At 67.2% G+C, this 26916-nt stretch carries 22 protein-coding genes and 3 pseudogenes; 15 read left to right on the top strand and 10 right to left on the bottom strand.

What is annotated here, in order from left to right:
• The first annotated feature begins 120 nt into the window (after positions 1-120).
• Together ACIRFH_RS33990 and ACIRFH_RS33985 are read left to right on the top strand one after the other, a co-directional pair.
• A complete protein-coding gene (locus ACIRFH_RS33990) occupies positions 121-1014 on the top strand; it encodes a DODA-type extradiol aromatic ring-opening family dioxygenase (protein WP_403529586.1) in 894 nt (297 codons plus the stop codon).
• A gap of 79 nt (positions 1015-1093) precedes the next feature.
• Complete coding sequence (locus tag ACIRFH_RS33985; RefSeq protein ID WP_403529583.1) at positions 1094-2029, top strand: NADP-dependent oxidoreductase; 936 nt, start codon at positions 1094-1096, stop codon at positions 2027-2029.
• 82 nt (positions 2030-2111) lie between these two features.
• Here ACIRFH_RS33985 and ACIRFH_RS33980 read toward each other — a convergent pair.
• Both ACIRFH_RS33980 and ACIRFH_RS33975 read right to left on the bottom strand, forming a co-directional pair.
• A pseudogene (locus ACIRFH_RS33980) lies at positions 2112-2753 on the bottom strand (dihydrofolate reductase family protein); the annotation flags it as partial.
• 378 nt (positions 2754-3131) lie between these two features.
• On the bottom strand, positions 3132-4067 hold the full coding sequence (locus ACIRFH_RS33975) for a GlxA family transcriptional regulator (protein WP_403529580.1): 936 nt from the start codon (positions 4065-4067) through the stop codon (positions 3132-3134).
• A 71-nt stretch (positions 4068-4138) separates the two neighbouring features.
• Here ACIRFH_RS33975 and ACIRFH_RS33970 point away from each other — a divergent pair, with 71 nt between their 5' ends.
• On the top strand, positions 4139-4474 hold the full coding sequence (locus ACIRFH_RS33970) for a cupin domain-containing protein (RefSeq protein ID WP_403529578.1): 336 nt from the start codon (positions 4139-4141) through the stop codon (positions 4472-4474).
• A 338-nt stretch (positions 4475-4812) separates the two neighbouring features.
• Positions 4813-5031 carry a DUF6417 family protein gene (locus ACIRFH_RS33965; protein WP_403529575.1) on the top strand — a complete coding sequence of 73 codons (219 nt, stop codon included), beginning with the start codon at positions 4813-4815 and terminating at the stop codon, positions 5029-5031.
• Between the two features lie 180 nt (positions 5032-5211).
• Here the strand turns inward: ACIRFH_RS33965 and ACIRFH_RS33960 are convergent.
• Positions 5212-5534 (bottom strand): annotated as a pseudogene (locus tag ACIRFH_RS33960) (RICIN domain-containing protein); the annotation flags it as partial.
• A gap of 731 nt (positions 5535-6265) precedes the next feature.
• Between ACIRFH_RS33960 and ACIRFH_RS33955 the strand changes: the two are divergent.
• Positions 6266-7696, top strand: a complete 1431-nt coding sequence (locus tag ACIRFH_RS33955) for an endo-1,4-beta-xylanase (RefSeq protein ID WP_403529572.1) — start codon at positions 6266-6268, stop codon at positions 7694-7696.
• 628 nt (positions 7697-8324) lie between these two features.
• Here ACIRFH_RS33955 and ACIRFH_RS33950 read toward each other — a convergent pair.
• Complete coding sequence (locus ACIRFH_RS33950) at positions 8325-8921, bottom strand: response regulator (RefSeq protein WP_403529616.1); 597 nt, start codon at positions 8919-8921, stop codon at positions 8325-8327.
• Between the two features lie 14 nt (positions 8922-8935).
• Here ACIRFH_RS33950 and ACIRFH_RS33945 point away from each other — a divergent pair, with 14 nt between their 5' ends.
• Positions 8936-9571 (top strand): hypothetical protein, encoded by a 636-nt coding sequence (locus ACIRFH_RS33945; protein WP_403529569.1) that lies wholly within the window; start codon positions 8936-8938, stop codon positions 9569-9571.
• On the opposite strand, the gene ACIRFH_RS33940 is transcribed toward ACIRFH_RS33945, so the two are convergent.
• Complete coding sequence (locus ACIRFH_RS33940; RefSeq protein ID WP_403529613.1) at positions 9546-10052, bottom strand: PadR family transcriptional regulator; 507 nt, start codon at positions 10050-10052, stop codon at positions 9546-9548. The genes ACIRFH_RS33945 and ACIRFH_RS33940 overlap by 26 nt on opposite strands.
• A 321-nt stretch (positions 10053-10373) precedes the next feature.
• Between ACIRFH_RS33940 and ACIRFH_RS33935 the strand changes: the two genes are divergently transcribed.
• The 4 genes from ACIRFH_RS33935 (at position 10374) to ACIRFH_RS33920 (ending at position 14483) form a co-directional block, all read left to right on the top strand.
• Positions 10374-11120, top strand: coding sequence for an ABC transporter ATP-binding protein (locus ACIRFH_RS33935; protein ID WP_403529567.1), 747 nt, complete (start codon positions 10374-10376; stop codon positions 11118-11120).
• Positions 11117-12370, top strand: a complete 1254-nt coding sequence (locus tag ACIRFH_RS33930; RefSeq protein ID WP_403529564.1) for a hypothetical protein — start codon at positions 11117-11119, stop codon at positions 12368-12370. Before ACIRFH_RS33935 ends, ACIRFH_RS33930 begins: the two co-directional genes overlap by 4 nt.
• Positions 12367-12924 (top strand): hypothetical protein, encoded by a 558-nt coding sequence (locus tag ACIRFH_RS33925; RefSeq protein ID WP_403529561.1) that lies wholly within the window; start codon positions 12367-12369, stop codon positions 12922-12924. The genes ACIRFH_RS33930 and ACIRFH_RS33925 overlap by 4 nt, the downstream gene beginning before the upstream one ends.
• 422 nt (positions 12925-13346) lie before the next feature.
• Positions 13347-14483: a tyrosine-type recombinase/integrase gene (locus ACIRFH_RS33920; RefSeq protein WP_403529558.1), complete on the top strand. Its 1137-nt coding sequence runs from the start codon at positions 13347-13349 to the stop codon at positions 14481-14483.
• A gap of 37 nt (positions 14484-14520) precedes the next feature.
• Here the strand turns inward: ACIRFH_RS33920 and ACIRFH_RS33915 are convergent.
• The 5 genes and pseudogenes from ACIRFH_RS33915 to cas5c form a co-directional block, all read right to left on the bottom strand.
• A pseudogene (locus ACIRFH_RS33915) lies at positions 14521-14604 on the bottom strand (IS5/IS1182 family transposase); the annotation flags it as partial.
• A 2145-nt stretch (positions 14605-16749) separates the two neighbouring features.
• Positions 16750-16962 carry a hypothetical protein gene (locus ACIRFH_RS33910; protein WP_403529555.1) on the bottom strand — a complete coding sequence of 71 codons (213 nt, stop codon included), beginning with the start codon at positions 16960-16962 and terminating at the stop codon, positions 16750-16752.
• Positions 16963-17413: 451 nt separating this feature from the next.
• A complete protein-coding gene (gene cas7c, locus ACIRFH_RS33905; protein WP_403529553.1) occupies positions 17414-18283 on the bottom strand; it encodes a type I-C CRISPR-associated protein Cas7/Csd2 in 870 nt (289 codons plus the stop codon).
• A 60-nt stretch (positions 18284-18343) separates the two neighbouring features.
• Complete coding sequence (gene cas8c / locus ACIRFH_RS33900) at positions 18344-20176, bottom strand: type I-C CRISPR-associated protein Cas8c/Csd1 (protein ID WP_403529550.1); 1833 nt, start codon at positions 20174-20176, stop codon at positions 18344-18346.
• Position 20177: 1 nt separating this feature from the next.
• Positions 20178-20948, bottom strand: coding sequence for a type I-C CRISPR-associated protein Cas5c (cas5c, locus tag ACIRFH_RS33895; RefSeq protein WP_403529547.1), 771 nt, complete (start codon positions 20946-20948; stop codon positions 20178-20180).
• 282 nt (positions 20949-21230) lie between these two features.
• Between cas5c and ACIRFH_RS33890 the strand changes: the two genes are divergently transcribed.
• The 5 genes from ACIRFH_RS33890 (at position 21231) to ACIRFH_RS33870 (ending at position 26590) form a co-directional block, all read left to right on the top strand.
• Positions 21231-23510, top strand: a complete 2280-nt coding sequence (locus ACIRFH_RS33890) for a CRISPR-associated endonuclease Cas3'' (protein ID WP_403529544.1) — start codon at positions 21231-21233, stop codon at positions 23508-23510.
• Positions 23511-23952: 442 nt separating this feature from the next.
• A complete protein-coding gene (locus tag ACIRFH_RS33885) occupies positions 23953-24108 on the top strand; it encodes a hypothetical protein (protein ID WP_403529541.1) in 156 nt (51 codons plus the stop codon).
• Positions 24109-24199: 91 nt separating this feature from the next.
• Positions 24200-24337 (top strand): hypothetical protein, encoded by a 138-nt coding sequence (locus tag ACIRFH_RS33880; RefSeq protein ID WP_403529538.1) that lies wholly within the window; start codon positions 24200-24202, stop codon positions 24335-24337.
• Between the two features lie 1336 nt (positions 24338-25673).
• A complete protein-coding gene (locus tag ACIRFH_RS33875) occupies positions 25674-26342 on the top strand; it encodes a DUF6308 family protein (RefSeq protein ID WP_403529535.1) in 669 nt (222 codons plus the stop codon).
• A 95-nt stretch (positions 26343-26437) separates the two neighbouring features.
• Positions 26438-26590, top strand: coding sequence for a hypothetical protein (locus ACIRFH_RS33870; RefSeq protein WP_403529532.1), 153 nt, complete (start codon positions 26438-26440; stop codon positions 26588-26590).
• Positions 26591-26916 lie beyond the last annotated feature (326 nt).

The raw sequence follows: 26916 nt of genomic DNA, 5'->3' as shown, positions 1-26916 counted from the left end.
CAACTGCCTTCTGGGCCTCAGCACGATCAAGTTCACCCACTTCGGACCAGGCCGAGGACGCCCTGTGGACGAAGGGCAGCGAACACCTCGTCCCGCGATCGACGATTGCGAGCCCTGTCGATGACCACCACGAACACCCCGAACACCCCGATTCCGGCCGGCCACACCCGGCCGCGCCTGCCGGCCGGCGCGTACGACGCATTCCTGGACCGAACCCTGCCGCAGGCGCGCGAGCAGCCGGTGTGGACCCCTTCCGACGGCCCCCTGCCGGCCCTCTTCGTCAGTCACGGGGCCCCGTTCACCCTCGATGATCCGCAGTGGCTCGACGACCTCTTCGACTGGGCCCGGTCGATGCCGAGGCCCCGGGCCGTCGTGGTCGTCTCCGCCCACTGGGAGCGGGCGCCCGCCGCTGTCTCCGGGACCGCGGCAGGCACCCCGCTCCATTACGACTTCAGCGGCTTCCACCCCCGGTACAAGACCCTTCCCTACGCGACCCCGGACGCCACCGGTCTCGCCCGGCGCCTCAAGGGCGTGCTGGGTGCGACCGCGGTCCACGAGTTCACCGATCGCGGCCTCGACCACGGCGCCTTCATCCCGCTGATGGCCATGTACCCCGCGGCCGACATCCCGGTCGTGCAGCTGTCGATGCCCAGCCTCGACCCCGGCTCCCTGCTCGCGCTGGGCGTCCGGCTGCGGCCCCTGCGCGACGAGGGCGTCCTGGTGCTCGGCTCGGGCTTCATGACGCACAGCTTCGCCGTCTTCCGGCGCCCGGAACTCGCCGCCCACACCCGGGCCTTCGACGCCTGGGCCGTCGACGCCCTCGGCCGGGCCGACGTCGACGCCCTCGTCGACTACCGCGCCAAGGCGCCCGGCGCCGCGGTCGCCCACCCGACGGCCGAACACTTCGTCCCGTTGCTTCTCGCGGCCGGCGCCGCCACCGACCCGGGCAGCGCCGTCAGCGCCATCGACCGCATGGTGATGGGCAACTCCACCCGGTCGCTCCAGTTCGCCTGAGAGCCCCGGCGTGTTCCCCCTTCCCGCCCGATCGCCCGTCCTAGGGCGACGGCATCAGTACACCCTGGAGGAAAGTGCCATGAAGGCCATCCGTTTCCACGAGTTCGGCGGCAGCGAGGTCCTGCGCCACGAGGACGTCGACCGTCCGGTACCCGGCCCCGGCCAGGTGCTGGTGCGCGTCGCCGCCACGTCGTTCAACCCGGTCGACGACCACATCCGCGCCGGTGCCCTGGCCCAGATGCTCCCGGTCACCCTCCCGTACGTGCCGGGGATCGACCTGGCGGGCACCGTCGCCGCATCCGGCGCCGGCGTGACGGGCTTCCGGGCCGGCGACCGGGTCGTGGCGATGCTGCCCCTCGACTCCGCCGGCGGCGCCGCCGAGTACGCGCTGGCTCCGGCCGAGTCCCTGGCCCCCGCGCCGCGGACGATCCCGCTGGCCGACGCCGCGGCGCTGCCGCTGACCGGGCTGGCCGCCTGGCAGACGGTGTTCGAACTGGCCGAGCTGAAGCCCGGCCAGAGCGTCCTGGTCAACGGGGCGGGCGGAGCGGTGGGCAGCCTCGTGGTGCAGCTCGCCGTCGACGCCGGAGCGCACGTGACCGCGGTGGACGCGCCGCGGCACGCCGACCGGCTGCGCGGCTACGGCGCGCACCGGGTCGTCGGTCCCCTCGACCTCGCCGAGGGCCCCGCCGCGGTGGGCGGCCCGTTCCAGGCCGTGGTGAACCATGTGCGCGTCTCACCGGAGAAGCTCGCGCAGTTGACGGACTACGTCGCCGACGGCGGGGTCGCGGCCAGCACGGCCGGGCCGATTCCCGAGGCCCCTGCCCGGGGGGTGCGCAGCGCCGGCCTGTGGGTCCGCAGCGACGGAGCCCAGCTGGGCGAACTCGCCGCCAAGGTGGAGGCCGGCACTCTCCGGCTGCACGTCGCGGCCCGTCGCCCCGTCGCCGAACTGGCCGCCGTCCACGAGGACGCCGCGGCCGGGCGCCTGCCCGGCAAGACCGTTCTGACCGTCGCCTGACCACCCGTCACCGCACCCGGCCGGGGCACCCGGAGCGCGCACGCGCCGCAGCCCCGGCCGGGGCTGCCCTGAGAGCCGATCGCTTTCGCCAGAACAGGTGGTGCGTCACGCCGCTCGGACTGGGCACGACCTCCAGGTGGAACCGGTCGAGCAGCTCGTCGGGAGACTCCCAGAGCCGTAGCCCGGACCCGAGCTTCACCGGCGAGACCGCCACGTGCAGGGTGTCGACGAGGTCGGCGTCCAGGAACTGCCGGATGGTGGTGACCCCGCCGCCGAGCCGGACGTCCTTGCCCTGCGCCGCTTCCCGTGCCTGTTCGAGGACCGTGGCAGGGTCGCCGTCGATGAAGTGGAACGTGGTGTCGGAGAGAGTGAGGGAAGGACGCTCATGGTGAGTCATGACGAACACCGGGGTGCGGAACGGCGGCTCGTCACCCCACCAGCCACGCCACTCGTGGTCGTGCCAGGGACCCCGCTGGGGACCGAACTTGTTGCGGCCCATGATCTCCGCGCCAATGTTGCGTGCGTAGTCCCGCGTGAAGTAGTCGTCGAGACCCCGGCTTCCCCCGGGGTCGGTGCGCATGGGCCAGCTCGCCGTGGCGCCGGCCCAGGCGAACAGCCTCTCGGGATCGACATGGCCGAACGGCTTCTCCAGGCTCTGGTCCTCACCGGCACCGATGCCGTCACCCGAGACGTTGAAGTTCTGGACCCTCAAAAGCTGAGCCACGTGTTCCTCCGGTGTGGTCGGACAACAGGGGGTGAGACTCTCCGGACCGGAGAAACTCATCGCTGCATCCGTGACGGTCGGAAACCGGGCTCTCCAGTGTGCTGACCTGTGAGGCTTGCGGGGTTCGGACAGCCTGCTGTCGTGAGCGGACGTCCGCCCTGCGGACAGCCTCTCCATATCTGCCCGATCACCGAAGAGGCTGTCACGGACGGCGGGCGGTCCCCTGCGGTGACATCATGCCTCGTGAACATTCAGGCCGCCGTCGACCGCCGACTACCGCCCGAACCGATGGACAAACGCTGCCGCTCGAAGTGAACGGGGTCATGGTCAACTCCCTTGTGACACAACAACCCCGTCAACGGCACCACTGACACCCTCCTACGAGGCCCGGAACGCACGCCGGTAGGCACCGGGAGTCGTGCCCACCTGGTCGCGGAAACGACGGCGCAGATTGACCGCGGAGGACAGGCCGACGCGAGCCGCGATCGCCTCGACCGGCAAGTCCGTCTCCTCCAGAAGGGAGCGCGCCGCGGCCACCCGACGGGAGAGCAGCCACGCGCCCGGGCTCGTGCCGAGCCGGTCAGCGAAGCGCCGGGCCAGCGTGCGGGACGAAACACCCATGTGCGCGGCCAAGTCGTCGACCGACAACGGCGTCCCGAGGCGTTCGTCGGCCCACTCGAGCAGGCCGTCAAGCGCGTCCGCAGGCGGTACGGGTGGCGCGTACTGCACTTGGCCCCCCTCGCGGTGCGGCGGCAGCACCATGTGACGCGCCACGAGGGCGGCGTGCGCGGCCCCGTGGTCCTCCCGGACCAGGTGCAGACACAGGTCGATCCCCGCACCCGCGCCGGCGCTGGTGGCGACATCACCGTGATCCACGTAGAGCAGGTCCGGTTCCACGCGCACCCGGGGAAAGTCCCGCTGCAACTGCTCGGCGCGTGCCCAGTGCGTAGTGGCCGAGCGGCCGTCCAGCAATCCTGTCTGCGCCAGCGCAAACACCCCGGAGCAGATAGTGACCAACCGCGCCCCCCGTGCGTGTGCCCGCAGCAACGCGCGACGCACGGCATCGGACAGTTGCGTCTCCACCGGCAGCCAGCCCGGAATGATCACGGTGTCCGCCGATCCGAGTGCCGCCAGACCCCGCGGCACATACATCGCGTACCCGGCCGTGGTCTGCACCGGACCCGGTGTCTGCGCGCAGATCTCGAACTCGTAGTACTGCGGCACCCCAGCCCGCTTCGTGCCGAAGACCTCAGCGGCGCAGCCCAGCTCGAACGTCGACTGCACAGGCCGGACCAGAGCCACCACACGATGCATGGCAGGAAAATACCCCATGGTGTCATCACGGACTCTGTCCCGCCGCAACCCGGCCCGGCACAGTCGACGGCATGCACCCCGAGATCCTCGCCCAAGAGGGCTACACCTCCGTCTCCGTCGACGAATCCCCGGTCCGCGAACTCTTCCCCGGAATCCGGCTACACCTGTTGTGGAAGGGACCGGCCGGCGCGCACGCCAACGTGCTGGAGATGGACCCGGGCGCCTCCTGGCCGTACCGCGACGTCCACGAGCCCGGCCCGGAGGAGGTCTACGTAGTCACCGGCACCTTCAACGACGGGGCACGTGACTACCCGGCGGGAACATTCCTGCATGCTCCGGCCGGGTCATGGCACGTGCCCTCGACCACCACCGGCTGCACACTGTTTCTCTTCTACCCGGCCGGCTAGGCGTATCGGCCCGGAGCGTCGTTCACGCGGTTGATCGGTGGCCGGCCGCCGAGTGCGGTGTGGCAGCCGTGATGGTTGCGGGAGTGGGAAACACCCGCCGGGCGGATCGTGTGGCGAGAGGCATGGTTGTGTGGGGCAACGTTTCCGTGCCGCACCCATGGCCTGCGGGGACGATCGTTCGGCTGAAGCCCTGCAGAGCGTTTCGTTGCGTAGACGACCGCCTCCCACGCCCCTCCCTTCTCTTCCCGCAGCCTCGTTCGGCGCGCGATCCCGAGCGGGGCCGACGTCTGTCCCGGCGCGCCGTGTGACCGTGGCGGGTCTGGGTACGTTGCCCGGTCATGGACGACTACGAGCACATCGGCCTCGACGGCAGCGACCTGGACGAGATCCTCTCCGCACCGGCGGAGGCAACCGAGCGGCTGGCGCTGCTGTCGCTGGACGAGGCTTGTGACGTGCTGCGGCTGCTGGTGAGCGTGCAGCAGGAGGGCGGACCGCTGTCGCGTGATGCGGACCGGCTGGCGAAGGCCATCGCGGTCCGCATCCCGTCGGAGAACTGACCCCGCGGCGGACCGGCTGCTTCCCTACCGTGTGACCATCGCGCCCACACGGGTGGCGCACCGGCGGAACACCTGATCGCCCCTCGAGGGTCGTTGTCAACGGCCCATGTCCACAGCTGTGCTGCGCGGCCTGGCCGCCGACTCCCTCGCCCCTCCTGAACGGATCCGGGGTCAAGGCCCGTCCAGCACCTTGCCCGAGTGACGGGACTTGATGCGGTGGTAGCCGTCCCCGGAATCGACGAACCGCCACTGCCGCTGGTTCTGGTCGTTCCTGGTCCACTGGGTGATGCGGGCGCCGTCGTCGGTCGCCATGCTGTAGACGTCCAGGGCTTTGCCGCTGTTGCGCTTGACCAGCACGGACGAGGCGTCGGGGACCACGGTCGCGGCCTCGGCGGGCTGGGCACCGAGGAAAGGGCCGCCAGCAGCAAGGGCCGCCAGCAGCAAGGGCGTGAGGATGCCGAGTAAGCGTCCTGGACGGACCGGGGACGGGGGCGAAACCACATCAGAGGGCCTCCTCGGGAGCGGGGGTGAGGTGCCGCCGATGAACCCCGGAGCGGCAGCCGCGCCGGGGGCAAGGACGGGTTCGAAAGTTTCGAAGCGATCCCGGTTCTGTGGCGCCACAAGCTAGGAAGGCGGGGCCCTCCGGTCAAGGTCTGTCGCTGATCTGTCCGTAAACAATTCACCCCCCGGGCGTGGAAGACTCTTGCGCCGACCGCGAACCCGCAGGTGGCGTGCGTCGTGGCTCGCCGTTCCAGGGATCCGCCCACCTTGATGCGTCTTCGAAAGTTTCGGAGCGAAAGCGGAAACCTTTATTGCCGCCAGGGTTGACGAGTCACCGTCAATCCCTCAATCATCCTGTCTGGCAGCCCGACCGCAGGGCGAGATGTCGAACCAGGCTGGTCCCTGGCGGACTGTGCCGCACTGCGGAGCCGCGCACGGCTGCATGACGGATCCGCACACCGAAGCACCTGCGCCCCCCGTTTTTCCGTCCCGGTGAGGCTCGCACCGACGCATCCCGACCCTCCGCGCAGTAGGAGAGGTGTGCGGCGCCGCGTGCCGGCCTCCCGGCTGAGCCGCGATGGAGTACCCCCGTGCCTGTGTCGAAAGACCGCTGCCGCCCGGCGTACGTCACTCGGCGGCCGACCGGGCCCGTCCGTGCCGGGTTGAGATCCTCCCGGGCCCCATGACCGCGGTGTCCGGTGATCCCGTCATTCCTACCTCTGGAGGCACAGCCATGGGCTCTTATGCCCTTACCGGACCCGTTGTCCGGCGGAAGCTCCGCGTTCTTCCGACGGCGCTGGTCGCCGGCGTCCTCGGTGTGGTCGCCGCACTGGTCGCGCCGCCGCCCGCTCAGGCCGCCGAGAGCACGCTCGGCGCCGCAGCGGCGCAGAGCGGCCGCTACTTCGGCACCGCCATCGCCGCGAACAGGCTGAGCGACTCGACGTACGCGACGATCGCGGCCCGCGAGTTCAACATGGTGACGGCCGAGAACGAGATGAAGATCGACGCCACCGAACCGCAGCGCGGCCGGTTCGACTTCACCACCGCCGACCGTGTCTACAACTGGGCGGTGCAGAACGGCAAGCAGGTGCGCGGACACACCCTGGCCTGGCACTCCCAGCAGCCCGGCTGGATGCAGAACCTCAACGGCAGCACGCTGCGCCAGGCGATGATCGACCACATCAACGGCGTGATGAGCCATTACAAGGGCAGGATCGCCCAGTGGGACGTCGTCAACGAGGCCTTCGCCGACGGCGGTTCAGGAGCCCGACGCGACTCCAATCTGCAACGCACCGGCAACGACTGGATCGAGGTCGCCTTCCGCACCGCGCGCGCCGCCGACCCCTCCGCCAAGCTCTGCTACAACGACTACAACGTCGAGAACTGGACCTGGGCCAAGACCCAGGCCATGTACGCCATGGTGCGGGACTTCAAGCAGCGCGGCGTGCCGATCGACTGCGTCGGCTTCCAGTCGCACTTCAACAGCGGCAGCCCCTACAACAGCAACTTCCGCACCACCCTGCAGAACTTCGCCGCACTCGGCGTCGACGTGGCCATCACCGAACTCGACATCCAGGGTGCCCCGGCCTCGACCTACGCCAACGTGGTCAACGACTGCCTGGCCGTCTCGCGCTGCCTCGGCATCACTGTCTGGGGCGTGCGCGACAGCGACTCCTGGCGATCACAGGACACACCGCTGCTGTTCAACAACGACGGCAGCAAGAAGCCTGCGTACACAGCCGTCCTCAACGCCCTCAACGGCGGCTCCACCACACCGCCCGCGGACGGCGAAACGATCAAGGGCGTCGGTTCGGGCCGCTGCCTGGACGTGCCCGGCACCAGCACCACCGACGGCACCCAGGTCCAGCTGTGGGACTGCCACAACGGCACCAACCAGCAGTGGACGTACACCGACGCCGGTGAGTTCAGGGTCTACGGCAACAAGTGCCTGGACGCCGCCGGCACCGGCAACGGCGCCAAGGTCCAGATCTACAGCTGCTGGGGCGGCGACAACCAGAAGTGGCGCCTCAACACCGACGGATCCATCGTCGGCGTCCAGTCCGGCCTCTGCCTCGACGCCGTCGGGGGCGGCACCGCCAACGGCACCCTGATCCAGCTCTACTCCTGCTCGAACGGCAACAACCAACGCTGGACCCGCGCCTGACAAGGCCTGCACGAAGTCACCGCCGATGATCGCGAGGGTCGCCGCCGAGGTGACGGCGACCCTCGCGATCGGCACGGCCCGGTGGGGGCGTCACGACGGCCCGGTCCCGCGAAAGTGCAGGCAGGTGGCCTTCTCCCCGGAGTGAACGATGCTCCTCACAATCCTCGGGCCCTACGCGTGCCGCGGTGTACGGTGAAGACCGCCCTTGACCTGCACAAAGCAGGCAGGGAGCCATCTTCCGGGAGTCCAAAACGCTGCGCACCATGTAGGTTCAAGATCTAGCGGTCGGGTGTTTACGCAGTTCAGAGCCCTGATAGCGGCCTCCAGGTCAGCAAATGGTCAGCATCAGGCCGGCCGGTGTCCGGCATGCTGACCTGCGCCCGTGGCCGGGGTCTTCTGCGCCGCCCATCGCCCTCTGCTCGGGAGGCTTGATACGTGGCGCGACAGCTCGTTCGTGGGATGGGGCCGTTCTTCAAGGGGTGTGATTGTTCCAGGCCGACCCGTTGCCCGCACCCGTACACGATCCGGTGCAGGGATGCCTTCCCGCCGAACAGAGGATCGCCGTCGCCGTCGCCGTACGCGGCCCGGAGCGCGAGGTGCGACTACGGTACGAGCTGCCCCGCGGCGCCTACTTCGGGCGGCTCACCAGACCCGTCTCGTGGGCGGTGATGACCAGTTGGACCCGGTCGCGCGCGTCGAGCTTGGTCAGCAGCCGGGTGACGTAGGTCTTCGCCGTGGCCACGCTGATGCTCAGCTCGGTGGCGATCTCCGTGTTGGGCAGCCCCCTGCCCACCAGCGTCAGCACCTCGTGCTCGCGGTCGGTGATGTCGCCCAGCACAGGTGCGGGCGTGGCCGTCTCCACCGGGCGCTGCGCGAACTCCTTGATCAGTCGCCGTGTCACGGCCGGCGCGATCAGCCCGTCGCCCGCCGCCACGACCCGGACCGCGGCCAGGATGTCGTCCAGCGCCATGTCCTTCACGAGGAAGCCGGACGCCCCGGCGCGCAGCGCGCCGCACACGTAGTCGTCGTCGGACGTCGTGAGCACGATCACCTGCGGGCCGTCGCCGCCCTCCGTGATGCGGCGGGTGGCCTCGATGCCGTCCATGCCGGGCATCCGGATGTCCATCACCACGACGTCGGGTCGCTCGTCCGCGACCAGCCGGACCGCCTCCTCGCCCGTCCCCGCCTGGCCGACGACCTCCAGGGCGCGGGCCTGGGTGATCAGCCCGCCGTTCGGTGATGGCCGCCAAGGTCCTCGTCGTCACGCTGGTGACGACCGGGCTCGGCCCCGTCGCCGCCGGCGGTTCCTTCCGGCTGACCCAGGCGATCCTCTCCGGGCGGGACACCGGACTCTCGATCGGCGACGTGGGCGTCGTGCCCGCGCTCCTCGCCTCCGCTCTGGTCGCCCCGGTGGCCGCGCTCGTCGGCATGGCGATCGGCGCCCTCGTGCGGGCCAGCGCCGCCACCATGGGCGTGAGCTTCGCCGTACTGCTGCTCGTCCCGATGGCCGTGAGCGACGACCACTACGGAACGGCCGTCGTCGATCACCTGCTGCCCTACAGCGCCTGGGCACGGCTGGTCGAGGTCGTCGAGAAGCCCGCCCACTTCCCGTGGTCCGAGGGCGGAGCACGGGTCGTGTACGCGGCTTGGGGCCTCGTCCCCGCCGTGATCACCGTGGTCGCGGCACAGCGCCGGGGCCAGTACCCCGTTATCTTCTTCGCGGTCCTGCAAGAGGGCCGCTGGCCTCCGGGCCCGGCATGGCTGTCGCCCCCTGTCGAAAGGGATGCGCCTTCACCAGGCCGTGAACAGCGGCGCCGCGACGCTTCAGGGCGTGCCCGCGTCCTGTGCGTCATGCCGTGCGGATGTCTGTGGTGAGGGTGGTGAGCCGGGCCGCCGTGGTGGTCATCCAGCGGAGGTCGGCGTCGAGGTGGTTGAGGGCGTAGTCGGCCGAGAGCACGGTCGTCAGGTCCGTGCCCGGGGCGGTCTTGAGCGCGGTGGGTTCTCCCGTCCGGTCGCTGTGGGCAGCGCGCCGGGCCAGGAGACAGGCACCCGCGTCGCCACCGGTGAGGATCAAAGCGACGACCTTGGCGAAGATCTCGTTCGTCACGTAGGGCGCAGACGGCGTGATCTCGCCCGCCCGCCGCGCAAGCTCGCGCCTCCCCTCGTCGGTGGTCCGGTATGCGGTCCGTTCCGGACCGCCGTCCGACCCGGTGCCGTCGATCTCCGCGAGGCCGTCCCGGACCAGACGCTGCAGGGTCGTGTAGACCTGCCCGTAGGCCAGCGGGCGGGCCTGGGGGAAGCGTTCGTCGTGGCGCCGCTTCAGGTCGTAGCCATGGCTCGGCCCCGAGGCGAGCAGGCCCCTCCACGACGATCAAGTTCACCAGCTGCGGTAGAGGCGGCAGCCCGAAGGCCGTGAACGTGATGCTGCGCAAGGACACCCTCGGTCCTGACCCGAAGTACGCCAACGCGAACTTCACCAACTGCTTCAACTCCGGTGCCACATCCAGCGGCACGTGGGACGACCACGGCAGTGGCGACCACTGCTTCGTGATCGACTACGGGTCCAACGTCTACGCCCCCGTGTCGGTCAAGTCGCTGACCGTCTACTACTGTTCGGTACTTCGCCGGGCCTCAGGGCACTCAGTGCCGAGGGGCCCGGCGCGCAGAAAGGCCCTCCATGACTCTCACCTTCCGCGAGTGCACCTTCCGCTACCGGGGAGGTGATGACGTCATCCAGAACCTCGATCTGGGTTTCACCTCCGGAGCCACCGTTCTCCTCGGACCCAATGGAGCAGGCAAGAGCACACTGCTGTCGCTCGGGGCGAGCGCACTGCGCCCACGCTCCGGAGACGTGACATTCGACGGCCTGAGCCCGTGGAACCGCAAACAGGCCGCGTCCTACCGCACATCGGTGGCGTGGCTCCCGCAGAAGCCGTCGTTCCTCTCGGGGATGACCTGCCGTCAGCACGTCACCTATGCGGGATGGCTCAAGGGTATGACGCAGCGCGGCGCGTCGAGCGCGTCCGGCGAGGCACTGGAACGCGTAGGCCTTGCCGAGCAGGCGGACCGGAAGGTCAGCGAGCTGTCCGGCGGGCAGCAGCAGCGTGTCGCGATCGCTCAGGCCCTCGTCCACCGAGCCAAGGTCCTGCTCCTCGACGAGCCCACCGTAGGTCTCGATCCGAAACAGCGAAGATCTTTCCTCCGGCTCATCACATCGCTACGGAACGAAACGCAAGTGATCGTCTCCACCCATGACATCGCCGACATCGGCGAAGCGTTCAGCGACGTCGTCGTACTTCATGGGGGACGGGTCCTGTTCAACGGATCGGTTCCTTCGTTCCTCGCCCACGCGGGCACCCAGGGTCCCTCGGAACGCGCCGCGGAAGACGCCTACACCGCTGTGCTCGAAGGAGGCTCCCGGTGATCGTCTGGCATCAGTCGCGGCGTTCGGCGGCTCCATGGGTCGTCCTGCCGGCCGCCCTGTTCGTGTACATGTACATGGACAGCGCGGTTTTCACCGTTCCCTCCCACTATGGAATCGAGTCGGGCGAGAGCACGGTCTACGCTCTGGCCACGATCGCCCCGGCTGTCGCCGCATGTGCCGCATGGGACGCGGGTCGCATGCGGCACATACGCCACATGCTGACCACGTCAGCACGGTCACGGTGGTCGCTGCTGTTGTTCATCGGCACTCCCGCCGCCGCACTGGGCGCCGTACTTCTCGTGCTCGCCGTCGTCATGGCACGGATCAACACCGGAGTGTTTCCATCCGGTGCCGGATGGGCCGCACTGGCACACGTGATCATCGTGTCTGCCGAGTGGGCCGTGATCGGCTGGTTCGTCGGCGGTCGTCTCCCCAGAAGTATTGCCGCACCGGCGGCAGCGGCCCTGTGCTGGGCCTGGCTGACGATGCCGCATGCCATGTCCAACGCATGGCTGAGGCACCTCGGCGGGTTCATCGACGGAACATCCACCATCACCGATGTCCACCGGCCCGAGGTCTACGTCGTGCCATGGGTCTTCACCGGCTGTCTCATCGCTGTCGCATGGCTCCTCACCCGTACCGGCTCCCGCCGTATCTTCCTTCCCGCCGGCGCAGGCGCCGCCGCGGCAGCACTGTTCGTCGGCCACGCCGCAGTCGGCGGATGGGGCTACAGCAACCCGTCGACCGTCCGTGCCGTTGATTCCGTATGTTCCGGAACCGCCCCGCAGATCTGCGTCCCACCCGAGTACCGTTCCTACCTTCCGCAGATCCGCCGCAGCACCCGAGGCCCGCTCAACGCCCTGGTCGCCGCCGGCGTCACCCAGCCGAAGCGTATGGAGATCCTCTCGCCGTCAGTGAAGCTCGAACCGGGCGTGTGGCGGCTGCACTGGTCACTCCCTGCTGTTCACCAGCAAGCCCAGTACCACACGGCCGCCGACGCCATGGCGATATCGGCTGTCGAGGGAACCGCGGCTCAGCAGGGAAAGGAGTCATGCGGAGGCCCGTCCGCCCCGGAACTCGTATGGGCCACTGCCGTTGCAGGCAACAACAAGGACGAGGTACGCGCGGGAACCGATCCGCAGCTGTGGGGCCTGGTAGACCCTGTTTTCGACGAGCCGGTGAAGCAGCAGTCCGCCTGGTTCACGCAGCAGGTTCTCGACCACGCCTGCCCAGTGCAGGAGGCGCGGTGAGACTCTATGTGACAGCAGTGCGGAAGTGGTGGGCCGCAGCCGGAGCGATCACCCTGATGGCGGTGATATGCCAGCTTTCAGGAACGAGCACCATCGAACTGCCCGCTCTCAACGGCAGCGGCGTCGCGCCCTTGGCATACTTCACGCCCCTGCTGGTGTCCTCCACGGTCCTGTACTGCCTCAACCGCCGCGCCGACCACATCGAACAGACCGCTGTAGTTCCTGTCGCCGCGATCGACGCGGTGTTCGTGGCGTCCGTGTTCGCCCTGTGTCTGGCAGCCGGTTACGTCACCGGCTTCGACACCGCCCGCAACGTCATACTCCTGACCTGCATCGGCCTCCTGGTCGCCCAGGTGGGCAACAGCGCATCAGGTATCGCCGCGGGCATGATGCTGATGATCGCCGGCATCATCGCGGGACGTGGCCCGGCAGGAAGCCATGCCTGGTGGGCTGTGGTCCTGTATCCGTCGAACAGCATCCCCGCGTGGTCCCTGACTGCGGTACTGCTGGCAGCCACAGGCATCCGTTCCGTCAAAGCCTCCGGGAAGCCATAGCCCCCTCTTCCTTCGAGGGCGCTGCGTAGGCTTGGGCCGTCGCCACGGTGGGGTCCGCGAGAGTGAGCGAAGCCCTCCCCGACCGCCTGACGGAGCATCAGGGAAGTCGGCAAGTGGTTAGCATGAGTCCTGAAAAACCTGGGGATAGCTGCCCGAACATGCGACTGGTTGTATGGTGTGGAAACAGCCCTTGACCTGCAAAATCGCAGGCAGGGAGCCTACTTTTGGGAGTCCCCCGATGTTGCGTACCATGTTCAAGTCCAAGATCTAGCGTTTTGGTGTTTTCGCAGGTCAGAGCCCTGATCGCGGCCTCCAGGTCAGCAAAAGGTCAGCATTGGGCCGGTCGGTGTCCGGCACGCAGACCTGCACCTGTGGCAGGGGCCTTCTGCGCCGCCCATCGCCCTGCTCGGAAGGCTTGATACGTGGCTCGACAGCTCGCCCGTGGGATGGGGTCGTTCTTCAAGGAGTGCGGTTGTTCCAGGCCGACCCGCTGCTCGCACCCGTACACGATTCGGTTCCGGGACGCTCTCGGTAAGCAGCGTGAAGAGGCCGGCTTCGGCACGCAGGACGACGCGATCGAGCGCCTTACGCAGATCTATGCGGAGAAAAAGAAGACGGCGCCGTCCGTTGCCGAGGCCCGCCGGGAACTCGGTCAGCAGACGGTCGCGGAATACGCGAAGCAGTGGCGGCCGCGGCAGCGGAGGATGACCGAGTACTCCACGGGCTGGCACGTCGACAGCTCCATCAACGTGCACATCGTCCCCCGTCTCGGATCAAGGAAGCTGAACTCGGTCACGCCGATCGTGGTCGAGCGTTTCCTGGACGAGTTGGAGGCCGACGGGGTGGGCCGTGGAAACCAGGTGAACGTTTTCCGTGTCCTGAAGGCCATCCTGCGGGACGCCTATGGCAAGGGAGCCATGGCGGACGATCCTGTGAAGGGGGTCCAGGAGCCGGAGTATGTTCGCCAGAAGGTGGTCATCCCGCCCCTCGCCTACGTGAAGAAGGCACTGACTGCCGCTGACGAGCTCCTTGCGCTTGAGATCGTCATGATGGTGGGCTGCGGCTTGCGAAACGGGGAAGCCAGGGCAGTGAACATTAACAACGTTGTGGCGGATGACGTCTACCGAGTGCATGAGCAGATCCACTCCAACACGCACAAGCCGGCGAAGCTCAAGCACCGTAGGGCGGGGGAGTTCCGGGAGGTCCCTCTACCGCGCTCGGTGCGGGAAGCGATGGAGCGGTACCAGGAGAAGCACGGCACCACGAAGGATGGGTACCTGCTGCGCGGCCCGAGCGGCTACTACACGGAGCCGATGGAACGCAGGCGCGTCCGGAAGCTCTTCAAGGAGCTCCCCGCAGCGGACGGTGTGGGGATGTATAGCTTCCGGCACCACTTCGCCTCGAATGCCCTCGGGAACGGGATACCGATCACCGACGTGGCGGAATGGATGGGGCACAAGTCCATTGAGGAGACGTATCGTACCTACCGGCATCTGATGCCTGGGAGCATCACCAAGGCGGCCCGCATTCTGGACGCCGGTTTGTGGGAAGCAGCCTGATTCGACATTGATGCGAAGAAACTCGTCTCCTTCTTCATCGCCTCCAGCGGGAGCCGATCGCGCAACGGTGCTGCCGCAGGCGGGCGGACAGGAAGCGCAGGGCAGAGCTGGACACGTCGATGCGAGGAGGTGTCCCCTGCTCGAGTGAAGCCGAGAGCTTGGGGAAGGGTGGACAAGCACGCGAAGCCTCTGGTGGAGACGGTTCTCTTGGTCGAAAACCCATCTACCAGTGGCTTCACCATGTTGTCAGCCAAACCGGCTCGCTACTGCTGCAAGTTGGAAAGGGCTCACTCCGAACATACGGGCGGTGTCGGTGACTTGGTTGCGATCCTCGGCCACCCCGAAGAACGACCGCTGCTCCGTACATGTTGTCAGCCTGCTCGTCGACTGGGGCGTTGCGATCCTCGGCCGCCCGAGAGAGGAGCCACCACAGGCTTTGACGATTTCCCTATCTGTCACGGTCTCGACGTTACGATCCTCGGTTGCCCCGGAGGACAACCGTACCCAGCTGCCGGAACTTCGTAGAGTACTCGTTGTTGCGATGCTCGGCTGCCCCGCAGGGCAGCCGCCACCGCGTACTTGACGCCTTCGACCAGCCGGGTGTTGATGTTGCGATCCTCGGTCGCCCAGCAGGGCGACCGCCATCGGGCTTGTAGCCGGCGTGGAAGTCCTGCTCGATGTTGCGGCCCTCGGCCGCCCCGAAGGGCGACTGCCAGTGCGCCACCTGGGTGGTAACCCGAATGGCATCGTGTGGTTGTGCTTCTCGGTCATCCCCGAGGGCGACGCTAGCCGGTCTCAACACGCTGATTACCCGCGAGTCTGGGTGGTTGCGATCCTCGGCCGCCCCAGAGGGCGACCGCCAACTGACCGCGGAGACGGGTCTGGTCAAGCGGGTGGAGGAGTTGCGACCCTGGCGGTCCTACCGGAAGGCGACCTCCAGGGTCGGTGGGACCGGGGCAACGATCAACGCGCAGAAGTTTCGATCCTTGATCGCCTCGAAGGGTGACCATGACATGACGCCGGGCGAGCAGGGCGGCGGCACCAGCGAGTTGCGATCCTCGGCCGCTCCGAAGGGCGGCCGCCATCAGAACCTCGGATTCTAGTGTCCGAGTGCCGGTGACGTTGCGATTCTCGGCCTCCCCGAAGGGCGACCGCCAGATCTGGAATTCGACCCGCGTGCCGAGCGGGTCCTCGGGGTTGCGATCCTCGGCCTCCCCGAAGGGTGACTGCCGGGTGACAAACGAGGCGGCGGACGGGTCGACAGTGACGTTGTGATCCTCGGTCACCCGCATCGGCACCCGCCAGCACAAAAAGCGCTCCTCCCAGTTCTTCAGCTTTGGTGCCATTGCGACCCTTGGCCGCTCCGGAGAGCGACCACCAGGTGATGCGGATTGGAGCTGTGTAGCCCCACGGCATGTTGCGATCCTCTGCTGCCCCAGGGCAGCCGCCACGTCAAGCCGGCCGTGTTGAGCACAGCCCCCTTCATCTTGTTGCGGTCCTCGATCATCCTAGAGGGTGGTTGCCATAGGTACAGGGCTCGACCGACAGTCGTGACTCGAAGAGATCGCAATTTCGGCCGCCCCGGAGGGCGAGCGCAGCGGCAGGAAGTAGATGCGGGTGGTGCCCTTGTGGTTGTTGCGATCCGCGGTCGCTCCAGAGAGCAACCGCCAGCAGGGCCATCGTGCAGAGCATCTGGTAACCGACTTACTTGTGATGCTCGATCTTTTCGAAGGACGACCGCCAGGTCAACGAACACCCGCCCCATCGTGCAGTCGCCCGGGTTATTGTGATCCTCGGTTGTCCAGGAGGGTGACCGCCACATATCCTCTTCGCATAGCTTGATCGCCAACTCGTCGTTGCAATCCTCGGGCGCTCGGAGGGCAACCGCCAAGCCCGGCGAGAAGCTGAGCATTCCAAATTTCGGGAATCTTGCGATCCTCAGCCCTCAAGGGACTATCCCCAGTTGACCGCGTTGGCCGTCTGGCCGAGATCCAAGTCGTTGCGACCCTCGGCTCGAGGCGGGCGTCAAGCGTCTGGTTACAATCCTCGGCCGCCCCGGAGGGCGACCGCCAGTGTAGATCCCGGACGCCTTCGGGTCCCGTTGTAGACGTGGTGGTCCTCGGCCGACCGGGGGGACGACCGCCAGATCGGCCGATTCAGGACCAGGTACGCACCTGTGGGGTTGCGATCCTCGGCCACCTTGGAGGGCGACCGTAACCGACTGCCGCCATCGCCTACGCCGACAGGCGTGTGGAGTTGCAATCCTCTAGCGCTCTGGAAGGGCGACCGCCACCCCGACCTCTACTTCACGACCCGCAAGGAGACGAAGGAGTTGCGATCCCCGGCCGCCTTGAAGGGCGACCCGCAACTTCCAGCAGAATGGGAACCGCGCGCCGTACTTGTTAACGTTGCGATCCTCGGTCGCCCGGAGGGCGACCGCCAGGCCGTTCTCGTCCTTCATCGTGTAGACGCCATCCACGTTGCGATTCTCGCTGGCCCCGAAGGACGACCGCCAGGTCGCGTTGTCTTGGAAGACCTGTGTGGTCTCGATGTTGCGATCCTCGGTCGCCCCGGGGGCGACCGCCAGACCCCGCAGTACGAGGTTGCGTACAGAGTGCGACGTGGCCGATCCTCGGTCGCCCAGGGGCGACCGCTACAAGGTGGCAATGGTGACCTGCTTGGGATCAAGATTGTTGCGATCCTCTGCCGCCCGCATCAGCAACCGCCAGCGCGAACAACGCGTCTCCCATTTCTTTAGCTTTGGTGCCGTTGCGATCCTCGGTCGCCCGGAGGGCGACCGCCAACGCCACTTTGACCCTGCGGAATGACGATCCAGCGCTGGATTTGGTTGCGATCCTCGGTCGTCCCGGAGGGCGGCCGTTACGAGACGGTGCGTAGCCCTGCGCCAGGTTCCGTGTTCCTGGGTCGGCTCAGTCGATGAGGCGGGTGAGGGTGACTCCCTCGGGCATACGGTCTTCGTCGATGGTGATGCGGTCGGTGTAGTCGTCCCAGGAGCGTGCCTCGCTGTGGCCCAGTGGCTTGATACGGATGAGGTCGAAGAGCTTGTGGGCGGGGGCCCGTCCGTAGGCGTCGTCGTGGGAGAAGACGTACAGGCCGCGGATGGCCATTTCGCCGCGGGACGATGCCCGGTCGTGGTCGAACATCATGGCCAGGGCCTGCCAGTAGGCGGCGAGGTCTTCCGGGGTGACTCCGGCCTTGGCGCCGAGGGCTCCAGAGTAGAAGCCGTGGCCGCGGTAGAGCCCGTAGGGGACGTAGTGCTTGTTGCCCATCTCGGTGACCTTGCCCTTGGCCAGGTCCTCGGGCTTGTTCGGGGCGACACGGGTGATGCCGGCCTCCAGCGGGGTGACGGGATCGATGGAGCGGGAGAAGGTGAGTTGCATGGGCCCGCGGGCCCTTCCTGCATGTTTCTTCTGGTCGCCTACGGACATGACGGCTCCGAACAGGCGCACGTCCCAGAAGTTGCGGATCATCCAGTCCTGCGCGGTGGCGGTCTCGCCTTCTTTGGCTCCCCCTTCGATGTAGGCGCGCTGGATCTGCGGGTTGAGGGCGACGCCCTGTTCGACGTACATCTCGAAGCCGAGCTGACCCTGGTGGACGAGCGTGATGGTGTTGCGGATCTTGCGCTTGAGGGCGACGTCGGTGATGAGGCCCTGGCCGGTGATGGGGTCGGTTCGGGGCATGCCGCCGGCGTCGGGGTCGCCGTTGGGGTTGCCGTCCTTGACGTCGATGAGGAAGACGTAGTCGTGCTTGCGGGTGGGGTCCAGGTGCGCGGCGCTCATGGTTGTGCTCGGTGTCCTTCCGGGGTTGTGGCGTCGTGGTGAGCTGTCGGCTGTGGGGCGTTACCAGAGGGTGTTGTCCGAGGAGTCGGCGTCCTCGGTGGAGGCTTCGGGGAGGGCGTCCGCTTGCTGTTCGGCGGCGAGTTCCTTGCCGGCTTCCCGCGCTTTGATAGCTTCTGCGGCAGCGCGTGCGGAGTGAGCTCGCTGGTGGTCGTAGCCAAGGATGAACAGGGCCTGTTGTTCGGTGCTCAAGTGGGCGGGGATAGCGTCGAGCAGGTCGAAGGCGTCCCGCAGTCGACTGTCCATGGCCTTGGCCGCGGGGCCACTGGTGCGGGCGATGGTGCGCAGATGCGGTCGTGCTCCGATACGGAGGCGAGTGAGGACGGCTCGGGGGGAGACGACCGCGGTGCTCAGGTACTTGTCGGTGATGGTGGTGTTGACCTTGGGCATGGCCTTGCGCTGGATCGCTTCGAGCATAGCCATGATCCGTCCGCATACGTAGCCGGGCTCGGTCGACTGGGGGTTCAGCTGGGGCACACAGAGCTCCTTGTGGCGAGTCGTCGTACGGATCAGGGCGAGGCGCAGCAGGGCGATGCGGGGCCGGTCGAGGTTGCGGTCGGCGCGGATGCGCTGCAGGAGGACCGGCAGGAGATGGGCCGGTGGGGCGGCGCCGTGGAGTGCGGCTTTGGTGAGGTCGGCCTGGAGGTGCTTGGGGACGGTGGTGTCGACGTACTTTTTCGTGCGCTTGTCCCAGCGGGCGCAGGCGAGGGCGAGTCGCCAGACCGACCAGTAGGTGTAGGTGTTGTTCCAGCCGTCCCAGGTCTGCTGGTCGGCGAACCAGGTCCCGAGTCTCCGTTTCAGTTCGGGGACGGGGATGGTGATCCAGTCGGCAACGATGACCCTGTTGGTGTTAACCCGCAGGGTGAGGGCGTGGAAGGCGTCCTCGTCGAGGACTGCCAGTGCGTCTCGTCCCCGCTGGGGGTGGCGGACTCCGGCGACGAGCTGGGCCACCTCCTCGGGCTGGGGGTCGCGCAGGGTCCACATGGCTGTGTCGGTGTAGGGGTCACGGGTCCACCAGACGATGGCGGAATCGTCGGCAAAGGCGCGGTGTTCGGGGTCGGCGAGCAGCGTGTTCAGGGCTGTAGCGGACTTGGTGCCGCAGTCGACGCAGATGGGGGTGGCACCGAGCTGCTTGGTGCCGGCCCGGAAGTGGGCGGGCTGGTTGAGGCAGACCAGCTGGGTGTTCATCCCGGAGTTGGGGATGCCCTTGATGGGAACCGGGAGCGTGGACAGCAAGGGCATGACGTGTCCGCACACGAGGCAGAGTCCCTGGTTCGCCTTGCCCGTCTTCCCGCTCTTCGCTTTCTTGACCTCGTGGGCCCACCAGTTCCTGGCTTCCGGTAGGTCGTGGACCCACTCGCCGTCCACACTGATGGCGACGAGGTGGTCTTTGTCCATCTCCAGCGGCCACGCGGTCGGAGCGTGGCTCTTCAGCCATGTGGCCACCGCCTGCGCCTGGGGAAGATGGGGGTGGTCGTTGCACCAGGAAGTGACGAGTGCACGGTAGGCGGCGTGCCGGGTCTTCGCCTTGGTGACGTCGGCAGAGTTGGTCGAGAGGACCTTCTCCCCGTCCGGCCCTTTGACCAGGCCGGGATGGGCGAGCGCGAACTGTGCGGTGTCGGCAAGCAGGATCGGTGCCGGCTTGGACCCAGAGCGTCCCGTGTACGGGGCGGTGATCTTTCGCTGTTCCTGACGGAGGTCGATGACCAGCGGTTCGACGTTCCCTATACCCGTGCTGGAGAGATCGATATGCCACATGACCCGGCGCGCGAGGTAGTACTCGGGGGTGTCGCCCTGGCGGCTGTCGGCTTGCTGGACGAGGCTCTGCAGCAGCACGTCAGGCCACCTCCTCCGCGGAGGCTCGTCCCTCGGCTCCGGGCATGCCACTGACCTCGGCGGGGGCGAGCGGGCGGTCGGGCACGTGGAGAACGCCGTGCTCGAGGCTGGCCCGGAACCAGTGGTAGCGCTCTTTGCCCTTCGGGAGGTACTCGATGTGGTGGAGCATCAGCCCGAGCTCGTCGATGGGCGGAATGCCTGCCTGGTCGGCGGCGGTGACCACGCCGGCCTCCTCCGCCGATCCGCGAGGCCCGAAGAAGGCTGCGAACTCGCGGCAGCCGAAATGGGGCTGCTCATAGCAGGCACCACGTGCGAGCCGTCGGTCGAACTGGTCGCGGTACTTCGGCAGGGGCGCGGTGCACCGGTCGGTGGCGCGGATCGTCGCGTGGATGCGGTAGGCGACGTCGCTCAGGGCGACGGTGACCCGCTGGCCGCGGTCTTCGGCGACGTCGTAGCGGTAGCCGTTGTTGGCCCGCAGGCTCTCGTAGGCGTTCTTGGTGATGATCGAGTTGTTGACCTCGTTGCGCCGGAAGCGGGTCCACCTCACCGGCTTGAGCTGCTCGATCCGCTCGACCCAGTAGGTCATCTCCGGCTTCCAGAAGATGGCCTCCAGCAATCCCCTCGCCGCGGAGGGGGTCATGGTCGGATACGAGACCCGCTCTACCTTGAGCTCCGGACGCGTGAAGCAGGCCAACGGTCCCCACGCCTCCACCTCAACGCGTAGCGGCCGGTCCGCGCGCTCACCGCGCCGCCGGGTCTGCTCTCTGGTCATACAAACTTCCCCCTCCATGTGCGGCTCGGCCGGTTGTCAGTGGTGCTCGTTACCGTCACGACACTGGCGATCGACCCGGATTTCCTGCAGCCACCCAAACGTTGCGATGGCCCCGGGCCGGCAGCTGACCGATCCGCGACCCACGTGTCCTAGAGTGGCTCGGTAACGAAATGTGGTGGTCTGATGGATTCTCAGCGCATAAGTGATGAAATGTCAAACGGTCTTGCGAACAAGGCAGTTGATCCAGTAGGTGACTCAATGTCAGTCCCGGAAGGCAGACTCGTGGCCCACTCGCCGGGCCACCACGGGGCCTGGCACTGGTACGAAGACCACGCCCGCGGTACGGGCGAGCTGGCCCGTCGGTTCGCAGAGCCATGGGGAGGCGGTGACCTCGCCTACCGGCTCGGACGCGACCACGACACGGGCAAAGGAGCCTGCGCGTGGCAGGAGGGGCTGATCGAGGAGGCCACCACCGGCCGCAAGACCAGACGGCCCTCGCACAACGACGCCGGAGCCCTCTTGTTCGCCCGGGCGGCCGAACCATTCCCCGTTCTGCTGCCCTGCGCCGGTGTGATCGAGGGACACCACACCGGTCTGTCCGCGTGGTCGGAAGTCCGGCTCCGGCTGAAGGCCCTGATGGCCGACTCCAGCGAGGTGGACGAAGCCATCCACCGAGTCGCCGCGGTCATGCCGGAAATTTTGGACGGGTCATGCCCGGCCGCCCCGGACTGGCTCGACCCACGTGACAAGATCGCTGTGGAGATGCTGGTCCGCATGACCTACTCGGCCGTCGTCGACGCTGACCGTCTCGACACCGCCGCCCACTTCAGACCCGGCACGCACATCCGGCCGCACGTCGGGATGCCAGAACTGTGGGAGAGGTACGAGGCCCGCCGCCAGGAGGCCCTCGCCGGACGTCAGCGTCCCAAGGGCGTCTCCTGGCTGGACAAGCTCCGTGAGAATGTCTACCAGGAGGCACTCGAAGCCGCCGCCGGCAAGCCGGGCGTGTACCGGCTGCACCTTCCGACCGGCGCCGGAAAGACGTTCACCGGTGGAGGCTTCGCCCTCCGCCACGCCTCCCTGCACGGACTGCGGCGCGTCATTGTCGCGGTCCCGTTCATCTCGATCACCGAGCAGAACGCAGCGGAGTACCGAAGCCTCCTGGACCCGGAGCAAGGACCGCCGGTGGTTCTGGAACACCACTCAGCCGTGAACGTCGAAGCTCCGCAGCAACGCGCGCCGCAGTCCGCCGGCCCCTCGACGAACGTGCGCCACGGTCAGAAAGGGGGTCAGCCCAACCGGTGGGCGAAACTGGCCACCGAGAACTGGGACGCCCCCTTCATTGTCACCACCACCGTCCGCCTGATCGAAACGATCTTCGGAAGCACCCCCTGGGCCACCCGCCGACTCCACCGGCTCGCCAACTCCGTGATCGTCCTCGACGAGGTCCAGGCTCTCCCCGACAGGCTCCTGACCCCGATCCTCTCGGGCCTACGGGAACTCGTGGAGCACTACGGCGTGACCCTCGTACTCTCATCGGCGACCCAGCCGGAACTCGCCGCACTGAACCCCTGGCGCTCCGGCCTCCCGCAACGTGACGTCGTCGCCGACCCCGCACCCCTCTTCAAGCAGCTGCGTCGCGTCAGATACGAGTGGCGGACCGACCCGGAGGTGACCCTCGCAAGCATCGCCGCCGAGGCGGCCGAGCATGACCAGGCCCTCGTCGTGGTCAACGGGACCAAGGACGCCAGTCAGGTGCATCGCATCTGGCTCAGCACGAACCACGACGATGACCCAGGCGTCCTGCACCTGTCGACCCGCATGACCGGCGGCCACCGCCGAGAAACCATCCAAGCGACGAAGCAACGCCTGGAGAAGGGCCTGAACACCCTCCTCGTGTCGACCTCGCTCATCGAAGCCGGCGTCAACCTCGACTTCCCCCGCGGATACCGCGCCAGATCAACACCAGAGTCCGAACAGCAGGCTGCCGGACGGGTCAACCGCGAGGGCAAACGCCCCGCGAAGGACAGCGTCATGACCATCTTCGATCCCCAGGACGGCCTCAACCCGGAGGTGATCTACAACACGTGCGCTATCGCGGCAGCGTCCCGCCGTTTCGGCGACGGGCTGGCCGATCCCGACGATCTGGACGTCCTCCGCTCGTACTACCAGCACCGCTACCGCCTCCAGGCAGGACAACATTCCAAGGACCCCAACGGAGCCACCGGAGAAGTCGTCGAAGCGCTGCGAGCAAAGCTGCACTATCCAGAGGTCGCGCGCAGAATGCGGATCGTCGACAACGAATACTCCGTGGCCGTGGTCGTCATCCGCTCCCGGCTTGAAGAAGAAACCCGACAGGCCGCCCAGAAGGCAGTCGACCAGCTCCGCCGCGGCGTGCCGACGCCCGTGACTTACCGTGCCCTGCAGGAGCACATGGCGTCCATCCCCGAGCGGGAACTGGAGCTGGCGATCAACGCCGGCCACGCCATCGAAGTCGCCGGTGACCTGCACCAGTGGGTCGGCCCCTACCATCCCCGACGAGGTATCGAACCCCCTGCATGACCATTCAGACCACCGAGCAACGCCTCACCAGTAAGCTGGCGGAACTGGAGCCAGCCGGCTGCCGAAGTGTGGCGATCAGCTTGCAGCAGTGAAAACTCGAGTGCTTGGAAAACCGAACCCGTCGCGGTGCTCGCCCTCTGGGCGACTGAGGATCGCAACTTCACCATGACCATCCCTGGCTGGGGCACCACCCTCTGACGGTTGCCCACCGGCGACCGAGAATCGCGACGCCGAGGAATGCGTCGCCTTGGTCGACCGCTCCGTTGACGCGGTTACGTAGCGGTCGTCCTCCGGGACGGTCGAGGATCGCAACCCCGGCCTGGGTTTGGCCGAGGAGGACTACTGCACCTGGCGGTCGCCCTCCAGGGCAACCGAGGATCGCAACACCCCCAACCCGGGTTAGAACGAGGAAGTGGCGTACACGTGGCCGTCGCCTCCCGGGATGACCGAGGATCGCGACATCAAATACGGCGCCAACTACTGGGGCTACCGACGTCTGTTGGTCGCCCTTCGGGACGACCGAGGATCGCAATGGGAAGTCCTGCCGGAGGACGGCGAGAGTGGAACCCTGGCGGTCGGCCTTTGGGATGACCGATGATCGCGACTCCCTGTTCCCGCCGAACCCCACCCAGTGGGCGGAGACCTGGCGGTCGCCCTCTAAGGCGACAGAGGATCGCAACACCGCGACGATGAACCACACCGACGGCGGCCTGGCATTCCGGTCACCCTTTAGGGCGACCGAGGATGGCAACTACATGCCGAACGGCAAGGTCGTGGAGCGTGGCGACCTGGCGGTCGCCCTTTGGGCGACCGAGGGGCACAACTGAGAGATGTGGCGCGGCCGGAATCGCGGCGGTTCTGACAGGCGCCCTGCACATCTCACCATGGCCAAGTTCGTAGCCGCCGTATCTGACATCAGCCAGCCAGAGTGACGAACCAGTAGGCTCTAGAATCTGTGGCTCGTTCCGTGAGCGTCTTGCTTCGGAATCACAAGTGGACACACGACGCGCGGATCGCACCGAAGCCGAATGTCTGTGTTCAGCGGCTCTGTTCCTCGCTGCTTGCCTACACGGCAGCGAGGGATACTCTGTTTCCGCTGCTCAAGCAGGCTGGCGGTCGCCTTCCAGGGCAACCGAGGATCGCAACTGGGATGACGTCTGGAAAGGCAATGGCAACATTGTCGACTGGCGGTCGCCCTCCCGGGCGACCGAGGATCGCAACTGCCCAGGGCAGTGCGCGTCCTGCAGGTCCCAGCCGCTGGCGGCCGCCCCCGTGGAGACCGAGAATCGCAACACCAGCACCGGCCACACGATGGTGCGAGTCTGCGGCTCTGGCGGTCGCCCTTCGGGGCGGCCGAGGATCGCAAGACTCGCGGCATACAGTTTACTGTCGCCGCGTTCGACTGACGTTTGCCCTCCGGGGCAGCCGAGAATCGCAACAACACCGACTCCACCAAGGTCGGCGCCGCACTGCGCTTGGCGGTCGCTCTCCGGGGCGACCGAGGACCGCAACATCAGCGCAGCCCTGTACGGCCTCGGCTGTGCAGGCTGGCGGTCACCTTTTGGGCAATCGAGAATCGCAACGTCGACCCGTCGGCCGCGATCTTCATAACGCAGCTGGTGGCGGTCGCCCTCGGAGCGACCGAGGATCGCAACTTCAGGATGGAGAGGGTGTGCGCGCCAGGCCCGCCCTGGCGTTCGCCTTCCGGGGTGACCGAGCATCGCAACCACCCGCCTCGGAACCGAACATAAAGGACGCCTCGCTGGCGGTCGCCTTCCGGGGCCACCGAGGATCGCAACGACTTTGTCGTCACCAAGAGCAAGCTGGGCACCCTGCTGACGGTTGCCTTCCAGGGTGACCGAGTGGCGCAGCGACTGCGGCATTGAGCTGCTCAACCTGGGTGGCAGCCTGGCGGTCGCCTTTCGGACAGGTCTGCGGCGGTGTCCAAGTTGGAAGAGGCTCAGAGTGTCCTCATGAGGAGAACATCGGCAAATGGCAGTTTCCTGCCAGCTCTCGGGCGCCGACAAGACCAGAAGCCACCCCACATACGGTGGGGCACAGGCGCGGGTGCGGGCCGCGGCTTCCGGCCGAGCCACCGCAGGGTTTCAGCTGGTGTACCGTCCACCGACACATTATTGGCGGCGGAGGAGTTGAGGGCTTCGGATGATCGAGTTGAAGATCCCGAAGATCTACTGGGACGACGAGAAGGCTGTGAGCCTGCTGGGTGAGTACTTCACCCGACGACGCTCATGCGGCGACCTGTTCTATTCCGGCGCGTGCTTCGAGCGCCTGGGCGGGGGCGGGGACGCCGAGTACGTCGCGTACTGCTTCGACAGCAACGACCTGGTGGCCATCACCACGCTCAGTGTGTCCCTGGAGCCGCACGGGGCGATCAACCTGCTGACCGACCCCGACGGGCACTGGGCGCGCCTGCTGTCGCTCATCCCTCGTGACGCACGTTTGGAGGATCCTCGAAGCGATGCGCTCATAGCGGAAGGCGGACCGGCGTGGGAATTGTGGGAACGCCTGGCCGGCACCAAGCAGTACCCCGGCAAGCCCGACGGTAGCGGTCCGGTTGTCGCAGGCAAATTGCTGGCCCGCAAGCGTCCCCACCTCATCCCCATCTACGACATCCGCATCAAGCAGCTCTTTGAGCGACCGAAGACAGACCACTCCTTCTGGGCAGCGCTGGCTGCGGCCCTGCGGGCGGACAACGGCGCCTTCTACGATCAGTTGGCCCGTCTCCGCGACAAGGCGGGGATCGGTGAGGACATCGGCGTCCTGCGTGTGTTCGACGTCATCGCCTGGATGCATCAAGGACGGCAGGGGTAATTCCCGACGAGCGAGCCCCCGGGTGGAGTGCGGCGAAGAGGCGGAGGTCACCGTTGGCAGTCTGATCGACTGCCCCCAAAATCGATGTGCTTCCGATGACGCATCATGTGGAGTGCGTCGAGACCACAAGCCCACGACCAAGGGCGCTCGAACGCCACTTCCACCGGCTTGACCGTGATGCGCTGATCTTCACCACCGCCACCAAGGGCCGGGCCGGCCGCCGCCTCAACGACGGCAACTGGCGCTGACAGACCTGTTGGTGGCTGGCCCTCGACAGCGCCTGGTACTTCCGCAGCGACGGCAAGCCGCAGCCCGTCCCATACTGTCTGCCGCACTCCATGCGCCATACCTGCGCCTCGTGGCTCGTTCAGAGGGGAGTATCGCTCTCGTTTTCCCTCCTGTAGGCGTCCAACCCGAGACAATGCACAGGACATGGGTGATCTGACTGCCGCGCATCGCGGGTATGAGTACCAGGACCTGCTAGTGACCTGAGTCGGAGATTCGTCGGCAGTAGGCGGCGACTTTGTCGAGGATCTCGTCGGCGGTCTTCGTCCAGACGAACGGCCTGGGGTGC

This window comes from Streptomyces sp. NPDC093586 (assembly GCF_044764905.1).
GTDB lineage: Bacteria > Actinomycetota > Actinomycetes > Streptomycetales > Streptomycetaceae > Streptomyces.
The sequence above is the reverse complement of the archived record's forward strand: the minus strand, read 5'-3'. Positions and strand labels throughout refer to the sequence as shown.

Bases quoted from the DNA above. Each gene is read 5' to 3' on its own strand.
- ACIRFH_RS33990 (WP_403529586.1), top strand. From the start codon at position 121: ATGACCACCACGAACACCCCGAACACCCCGATTCCGGCCGGCCACACC.
- ACIRFH_RS33985 (WP_403529583.1), top strand. From the start codon at position 1,094: ATGAAGGCCATCCGTTTCCACGAGTTCGGCGGCAGCGAGGTCCTGCGC.
- ACIRFH_RS33975 (WP_403529580.1), bottom strand. From the start codon at position 4,067: ATGCATCGTGTGGTGGCTCTGGTCCGGCCTGTGCAGTCGACGTTCGAG.
- ACIRFH_RS33970 (WP_403529578.1), top strand. From the start codon at position 4,139: ATGCACCCCGAGATCCTCGCCCAAGAGGGCTACACCTCCGTCTCCGTC.
- ACIRFH_RS33965 (WP_403529575.1), top strand. From the start codon at position 4,813: ATGGACGACTACGAGCACATCGGCCTCGACGGCAGCGACCTGGACGAG.
- ACIRFH_RS33955 (WP_403529572.1), top strand. From the start codon at position 6,266: ATGGGCTCTTATGCCCTTACCGGACCCGTTGTCCGGCGGAAGCTCCGC.
- ACIRFH_RS33945 (WP_403529569.1), top strand. From the start codon at position 8,936: ATGGCCGCCAAGGTCCTCGTCGTCACGCTGGTGACGACCGGGCTCGGC.
- ACIRFH_RS33935 (WP_403529567.1), top strand. From the start codon at position 10,374: ATGACTCTCACCTTCCGCGAGTGCACCTTCCGCTACCGGGGAGGTGAT.
- cas7c (WP_403529553.1), bottom strand. From the start codon at position 18,283: ATGAGCGCCGCGCACCTGGACCCCACCCGCAAGCACGACTACGTCTTC.
- cas5c (WP_403529547.1), bottom strand. From the start codon at position 20,948: ATGACCAGAGAGCAGACCCGGCGGCGCGGTGAGCGCGCGGACCGGCCG.
- ACIRFH_RS33885 (WP_403529541.1), top strand. From the start codon at position 23,953: ATGACCGAGGATCGCGACATCAAATACGGCGCCAACTACTGGGGCTAC.
- ACIRFH_RS33880 (WP_403529538.1), top strand. From the start codon at position 24,200: ATGAACCACACCGACGGCGGCCTGGCATTCCGGTCACCCTTTAGGGCG.
- ACIRFH_RS33875 (WP_403529535.1), top strand. From the start codon at position 25,674: ATGATCGAGTTGAAGATCCCGAAGATCTACTGGGACGACGAGAAGGCT.
- ACIRFH_RS33870 (WP_403529532.1), top strand. From the start codon at position 26,438: ATGACGCATCATGTGGAGTGCGTCGAGACCACAAGCCCACGACCAAGG.